The organism is Psychrobacter sp. T6-1 (genome assembly GCF_052258445.1).
Map to the genome: position 1 here is coordinate 1 of NZ_JBQQFC010000828.1, position 522 is coordinate 522.

Sequence of the window (522 nt, forward strand, 5' to 3'; positions counted from 1 at the left end):
CTTGCCAGCGTCTAGCCAGCATTATGCCAATCGGCTTGATTGGTTCTCTGGAGATTGGACAGGTTATCGAACACAAACACCTATCGATAACGGCGAAGAGCAAAGCATGCAACTAGTCGTTGATGATCTGCGCATGATGGCAGGCGATACCGCGTTTTTTAGTTTTGTATTGGCGAATAAGGATGACGATAATCAATGGCAAGCGATGAAGCCAATAGACGCGCCTATTGTTAGCGATAAAAACGGGCCTGAAGTATCGCGCCTTGAACTCGTTAAACAAGGCCTTATAAGAGTATTTGATGAATCGGTCGTTGATGAGGATGGTTGGCTTTTGGTTGATGAAAAATAAAATTTACGAGATTTTGCGTAGGGTGCGTTCCACGCACCATTTAAGAACCAGATTTTGAAGTTAAAAGCATTGTTTTTGAATAATTTGGAAGTAGCAAAAATTGACATAGATGATTGTATTCAATCTATCTTTTAATACTGATGCGTTGGTGCGCGGGGCGCACCCTACAAAAA

General features: G+C 42.1%; 1 protein-coding gene. It reads left to right on the forward strand.

Annotated elements, in window-relative coordinates:
- Window positions 1-349 (forward strand): hypothetical protein (locus ACTXGO_RS16205; RefSeq protein WP_443575249.1); only part of this gene is annotated, 349 nt, incomplete at its 5' end.
- Between the last annotated feature and the right edge of the window lie 173 nt (window positions 350-522).